At 70.2% G+C, this 6,308-nt stretch carries 6 protein-coding genes; 5 read left to right on the top strand and 1 reads right to left on the bottom strand.

Annotated features, from left to right (window positions below; translation table 11 throughout):
* Nucleotides 1-9: 9 nt before the first annotated feature.
* From ACFOYY_RS25525 to ACFOYY_RS25540, 4 genes are all read left to right on the top strand, one after another.
* The gene (locus tag ACFOYY_RS25525) at nt 10-987 is read left to right on the top strand and encodes an ABC transporter ATP-binding protein (RefSeq protein WP_352012334.1); all 978 of its coding nucleotides are present in this window, start codon (nt 10-12) and stop codon (nt 985-987) included.
* Between the two features lie 82 nt (nt 988-1,069).
* Nucleotides 1,070-1,249, top strand: coding sequence for a hypothetical protein (locus tag ACFOYY_RS25530; protein ID WP_386192774.1), 180 nt, complete (start codon nt 1,070-1,072; stop codon nt 1,247-1,249).
* 243 nt (nt 1,250-1,492) lie between these two features.
* Nucleotides 1,493-2,926: an MFS transporter gene (locus tag ACFOYY_RS25535; protein ID WP_386192777.1), complete on the top strand. Its 1,434-nt coding sequence runs from the start codon at nt 1,493-1,495 to the stop codon at nt 2,924-2,926.
* A gap of 43 nt (nt 2,927-2,969) precedes the next feature.
* Nucleotides 2,970-4,187 carry a cytochrome P450 gene (locus tag ACFOYY_RS25540; RefSeq protein WP_386192780.1) on the top strand — a complete coding sequence of 406 codons (1,218 nt, stop codon included), beginning with the start codon at nt 2,970-2,972 and terminating at the stop codon, nt 4,185-4,187.
* Between the two features lie 7 nt (nt 4,188-4,194).
* On the opposite strand, the gene ACFOYY_RS25545 is transcribed toward ACFOYY_RS25540, so the two are convergent.
* Complete coding sequence (locus tag ACFOYY_RS25545; protein ID WP_386192783.1) at nt 4,195-5,379, bottom strand: FAD-dependent monooxygenase; 1,185 nt, start codon at nt 5,377-5,379, stop codon at nt 4,195-4,197.
* Between the two features lie 66 nt (nt 5,380-5,445).
* Here ACFOYY_RS25545 and ACFOYY_RS25550 point away from each other — a divergent pair, with 66 nt between their 5' ends.
* Nucleotides 5,446-6,030 (top strand): TetR/AcrR family transcriptional regulator, encoded by a 585-nt coding sequence (locus tag ACFOYY_RS25550; protein ID WP_352012329.1) that lies wholly within the window; start codon nt 5,446-5,448, stop codon nt 6,028-6,030.
* The last annotated feature ends 278 nt before the right edge of the window (nt 6,031-6,308 follow it).

The raw sequence follows: 6,308 nt of genomic DNA on the forward strand, positions 1-6,308 counted from the left end.
GAGCGTGTCATGACCGGTGAGGAACTGCTGACGGTCGAGGACCTGACCAAGCACTACCCGGTACGGCGGGGGCACGTCGTCAGACGGCGGGCCGGGGTGGTCAAGGCCGTCGACGGCGTGTCCTTCGAGCTTCGGGCCGGGGAGACGCTGGGAGTCGTCGGAGAGTCCGGGTGCGGCAAGTCGACGCTCGCGAAGCTGCTCATCCGGCTGGAGCAACCGACCGGCGGGCACATCCGGTACCGGGGCGCCGACATCGCGACGCTGGGCGGACGCGGGCTACGCGACCTGCGCCGCAAGGTGCAGATCGTCTTCCAGGATCCGTACTCGTCACTGGACCCCCGGATGACGGTAGGCCAGATCATCGCGGAGCCGTTCGCGGTGCACCGTGACGCGGCGCCCGACGACCGGCGCGGCCGGGTGCGGGAACTGCTGCGGACGGTCGGTCTCAACCCCGAGCACATCGACCGCTACCCGCACCAGTTCTCCGGCGGGCAGCGTCAGCGCATCGGCATCGCCCGCGCGCTCGCGCTCCGTCCCGACGTCCTGGTGTGCGACGAACCGGTCTCCGCACTGGACGTGTCGATCCAGGCCCAGGTCATCAATCTGCTGAGGCAGCTGCAACGTGACTTCGGACTGGCCTACGTCTTCATCGCGCACGACCTGGCCGTGGTGCGGCACATCTCGCACCGCGTCGCGGTCATGTATCTGGGGAGGATCGTGGAGACCGGCACGGCTTCCGAGATCTTCGAACGGCCCGCGCACCCCTACACGCGCGCCCTGCTGTCGGCGGCCCCGGTGCCTGACCCCCACCACCGGGGAGAGAGGATCATCCTGCGCGGTGACCCGCCGAGCCCGATGAACCCGCCGAGCGGTTGCGCGTTCCGCTCCCGCTGCCCGCACGCGGTGGACGCCTGCGCCGAGCGTTTCCCCGAACTCACCGAACGCGGCGCCGGGCACCCGGTGGCCTGCCTCTTCGGCGGCGGCTGAGCCCGCCGGGCCGTACGGCCACGCGGGAAGCCGGAGTCCTCGCGGCGATGACGGCGGCGCCCGGAGCCGGTGCCGGTGGTGGGTGCCCGAACCGCTGCTGAGCCGCTCCCCCAAGGGGGGGTACGTCACTGAGCGGTACGCCGGGACGCGCCGCCACGGCGGAGAGCTGCTGGAGGTGTTCGGCGACAGGGCCCTGGCCCGGCTGCGGCCACACCGCATCCGGGCGATCCTCACCCGGGCTCCGGGTACCACCGCCCGATGATGACCATCGGCTGCTCGGAAATCACCGGATGACACGTCGGCGTGCGGGCTCTCCCTTGGTTTGAGGGTTCCCGCGGGTCGTCCGCTGGCCGGAACGGGTGGCAGGGGACGGAAGTCTCCGGGATTCGTTCAACGACAGCCTTGATGTCATGAGTGTTTGCGACAGAGAACGAACCCTCGTCAAGGACCTGGGTGGTCACGGCCCCGTAGGGCGTGCCGTACCCGGTGGAACGAGGGTGACGGCGTGACGAGCGTGCCGCCCTCGTGGCGGGAACTGCTGGGCCCGGAGCACGCCGGTGCCGCGATCGTGCCGGCCGCGGGGGTGCTCGTCGGCGCGGTCAACATCTACCTGGCCTCAAGCTTGCTGCCGACCGCGGTGGCCGAGATCGGCGGCGCCGGCTTCTACGCGTGGAACATGACGATCTACCTCGTCGCGATGGTGGTCGCGACGATGCCGGTCAGCCGCCTCCTGACCCGCTGGGGCAACGTCGGTGCCTACCTGCTCGGCTTCACCGTGTTCCTGGTGGGTTCGCTGGCCTGCGCGGTGAGCCCGGCGATGCCGGTGTTGCTGGCCGGTCGCGGTGTTCAGGGACTGGGGGCGGGGCTGCTGTCCGGGCTGGGTTTCGCCGTTGTCCGGTCCGCTCTGCCGAGGCGGTTGTGGACGCGCGGCAACGCGCTGATGTCGGCGATGTACGGCGTGGGCAACTTCGTCGGCCCTGCGCTTGGCGGGCTGTTCGCCCAGTTCGGCGGGTGGCGGCTGGCATTCGTGACGATGGCGGCGATCGCGGCGGTGTGCGCCTCGTTCGTGCGCCGGGTGCTGCCTGCCGGTGAGCGGGGTGGAGCCGGGGCGCCGGTCCCGGTCGTGTCGTTGCTACTGGTCACGGCTGCCACCGCCGCGGTCAGCGTGGCGGGGGTGTTGTCCGGCCCCCTGGCCATGGCGGTCGGTGTCGCGGTCGCGTTGCTGCTGGTGGTCGCGTTCTTCGCTCATGAGCGGCGCGGTGGGCCACGAGTCTTCCCGCGTACCACCTACCGGCCGGGTTCGCCGCTGAAGTGGCTGTATCTGACCCTGGCGCTGCTGGCCTTCGGCGTCGCGGTCGAGTCGTTCCTGCCGCTGTTCGGCCAGCGGCTGGGCGGGCTGGCCCCGGCCGCGGCCGGGTTCTTCGGCGCGGCCATCTCGCTGGGCTGGTCGGCGGCCCAGATCGTCAGCTCCTCGGCGGTCAAGGACCGCACGGTTCTCCGGTCGCGTGTCGCGGGCCCGCTGTTGCTGGCGTCCGGTCTCCTCGTCCAGGGGCTGCTACAGCGGCAGGACTCGCCGGTCTGGCTGGTCCTCGTGTGGGTGCCGGTGTTGTTCGTCGCCGGTGCCGGCATCGGGCTGGCCTATCCGCATCTGTCGGTGGCGGTGATGTCCAGCACCCGGGATCCGGAGGAAGGCGGCCGGGCGGCGGCCGCGATCGCCACGGTGACGAGCCTGTCGATCGCGTTCGGTACGGCGATCGCCGGAGTCCTGGTCAACCTGGGCGGCGCCTCGGTGCTCGACTCGGCCCGCTACGTGTTGTTCGGGTGCGCGGCCGTCTGCGCGGTCGGCGCCGTCACCGCCCATACGGCGGCTCGCCTCAGCCGTTCGGCACCGGCCGATCGGCCCGCTCCGCGACCCGTCCCGCCCACCGATGCGAGCTGAACCGCGGCTCGACCATGTCCGTGTACGACCCGATGGAGACGCCATGCCCGACGATCTGTCCGAGACGCCGATGTTCCCGATGGCCCGTGCGATGGGCTGCCCTTTTGATCCGCCTCCGGAGCTGAGCCGCCGGGGTGAGCTGAGTCCGGTTTCACGCGTGCGGCTCTGGGACGGCAGCGGCGCGTGGATGGTCACCCGCCACGCCGACGTACGCGCGCTGCTCGCCGATCCGCGGGTCAGCGTCGACGTCGCCGAGCCCGGCTTTCCGCACACCAACGCGGTGAGCAAGGCACGCGACGCGCGGATGAAGACGCTGATGCAGATGGACGCGCCGGAGCACATCGTTCACCGGCGTCGGCTGACCGCGGACTTCACGGTCAGGAAGATGGAGGCGCTGCGTCCCACGATTCAGCGGATCGTCGACGGTCTCGTCGATGACCTGCTCGCCGGGCCGAACCCGGCCGACCTGGTGGAGGCGTTCGCCCTTCCGGTTCCCTCGCTGGTGATCTGCGAGCTGCTGGGCGTGCCCTACGCCGACCGTGGCTTCTTCCAGCGGGTGGCCGGTGAGCTCGTCATGGACGAGGGCGACCCGGCCCACGCCCTGGCCGCCAGTGAGGAACTGAACGCCTACCTCGAAAGGCTGCTGGAGGAGAAGAACGCGGAGCCGGGCGACGACATGCTCAGCGGGCTTGCCGTCGAGCAGTACCGTACCGGCGCCATGACCCGGCAGGAGATCGCCACACTGGGGCAGCTCCTGCTGGTGGCCGGGCACGACACCACCGCGAACATGATCGCGCTGGGTACGGCGGCGCTGCTGACACATCCGGAGCAGCTGAGCGCGGTCCGCGACGGCGCCGACCACGCCCAGGTGGCGGGCGTCGTCGAGGAACTCCTGCGTTATCTGTCCATCACCCACACCGAGGCCCGTCGTGTCGCCCGCGAGGACCTTGTGATCGGCGGGCGGCTGATTCGCCGGGGCGAGGGCGTCATCGCGGTGAAGAGCACCGCCAACCGCGACCCCGCCGTCTTCGCCGATCCCGACGTGCTCGACGTCCACCGCGACGCCCGCCATCACGTCGCCTTCGGCTACGGCGCCCACCAGTGCCTGGGCCAGTCGCTGGCCCGTGTGGAGCTCCAGGTCGTCTTCGGCACCCTGTTCCGGCGTGTTCCCACGCTGGCGCTGGCCGTACCGCCACAGGAGCTGACTTTCAAACCCGACGCGGTCTTCTACGGAGTCCGCGACCTGCCCGTCACCTGGTGAGGACGGTTCAGGCGCCGTTCCCGCGTCGCCCAAGGGCGTATTCCGGCAGGGGGCGGGCGTTCCTGGCCTGTGCCCGGCGCTCAACGGCGCCGATGACCTTCATCAGCGGCAGGCGGGCGACGACGTCGCGGACGCACCGGCCGCCTTCGGTCCTGGGCACCATGAGGCGGACGTTGGGGCCGATCCGCTGCTTCGCGTTGACCAGTGGGCGGTGGGCCGTGTCGTAGCGGGCGAAGGCGACACGGTGGTCGCCGCCCGACGCGGCGAGTTCCCCGGCGAGGAGATGGGCCCCGACCAGGGCGAGTTCCGCACCCGCGCCCGAGACGGGAGAGGCACACCAGGCGGCGTCGCCGACGAGGGCGACACGGCCGTCGGACCAGGAGTTCATCCGCACCTGGCCCAGGGCGTCGAAGTAGAAGTCGGGGTCGGCGAGGGCCGCGTCGAGCAGTTCCCTGGTCCGCCAGGACGACTCTCGCCCGAACGCCTCGCTGATCAGACGCTTGTGTTCGGCGACGTCCCGGTGGTCGTACCGTAGCGGCGCGGAGCGGAACATGAAGTACGCCTTGGCCTGGGGGTGGTTGCCGGATCGGTAGATCCCGGTCATCCTGCCCGGCGTGTTGAACATCGTCACCCAGCGGTTCTCCCCAAGTGAGGCGTCGGTGTCGGCGAAGGCGAAGTAGTGGTGCTTGAACTGGACGAACCGCTCTTCGGGCCCGAAGACGAGCCTGCGGACGTTGGAGTGCATTCCGTCGGCGCCGACGACGAGGTCGAAGCGACGGGCGGGGGCGTGCTCGAAGGTGACCGACACGCCGTCGTCGTCCTGTTCCAGGCCGAGGATGGAGTCACCGAACAGGATCTCCACATCGGTCACCTCGTGCAGCAGGGCCACCAGGTCACCGCGCATGATCTCGATGGAGGCCGGGTCCCTGGTGTCGATCCGGGCGACGGCCCGATCGGCGGCGTCGACGAACTTCATGCCGTGGACGTCGGTGGCGAACTCGTGGATCCGCGACAGGATGCCCATCCGCTCGGCCACCTCGGTGGCGTTGCCGCGCACGTCGACCCCGTTGCCGCCGGAGCGCGGTGCCGGGGCGCGCTCGACCACGGTGGGTCTGAAGCCGTACCGGGCCAGCCAGTGGGCCAGGGTCAGGCCGGCGATGCTCGCACCGGAGATCAGGATGCGTTCGTTCACAGGACTCCTCCGCGCTAGAATAAATGAAATGCATGTTCCATTTATTATGTGGAAGGGGCATTCCATTTGTCAACGCCCGCTGGATCCCGACGCCGAGCCGACGCCGTCCGCAACCGTCAGCTCGCCCTGGACGCCGCCACCGCCCTGATGGCCGAACCCGGCGCGTCCCTCACCGTCGAGGCCATCGCCAAGAAGGCGGACCTGGGGGCGGCGACCGTGGTGCGCGCCTTCGGTGGCAAGGACGCGTTGCTGGACGCCGCCGTGTCACGCCTGCTCGAACCGGTGGTGCGACGCGCCCGTGACCTGCTCGCCGAGACCACGCCCACGCGGGCCCTGCGGGTCTTCCTGCGTGAACTGATCGCCTTCCAGGCGGCGCATCACGCCGTCAACGACCAGTTGGGCGGCCTGGAGTTGCCCGCCACCACGGCACTGCGCGCCGACCTCGTCCGGGCCGTCGAGGAAATGATCGACGGGGCACGCCGTGAGGGTACGGTTCGCACCGACATCGACCCTGTCGTCACCACGACTCTGATCGGCCAGACAGCCCTGGCGGTCGCTCGCACCCGGCCCCCCTCCCAGGACCTCGCCGACGCCTATCTCACCGTCCTGCTGGACGGCCTCCGCCCGCGTTCGGAACGAACCGGGGACTGACGAACCGGGGACTGGCGCGGATCTCTGGATCGCGACGTGCCGCGGCGGACCTGGACGGCGGATATGCCGGCATCGCATCGGAACGAATGGTCGCGTTGGCGGTCCTGGTGGAGCCGGTGTGGTGCGGATGGTCGTTCTGACGCGCCTGAACTGGGGTTTGCGCCGTTCGGGGGGGTGTTTCTGGCCTGGGTGGGCAACGATCCGACCTTGGTGGGGTTCGGCTGGCAGGCAGGTCCTAGTACTACAACAACATTTCGTTGTTGATTAAGTGTCGTCGC

Origin of the sequence: Streptosporangium jomthongense, from assembly GCF_042650425.1 — a bacterium.
Classification (GTDB): Bacteria; Actinomycetota; Actinomycetes; order Streptosporangiales; family Streptosporangiaceae; genus Streptosporangium.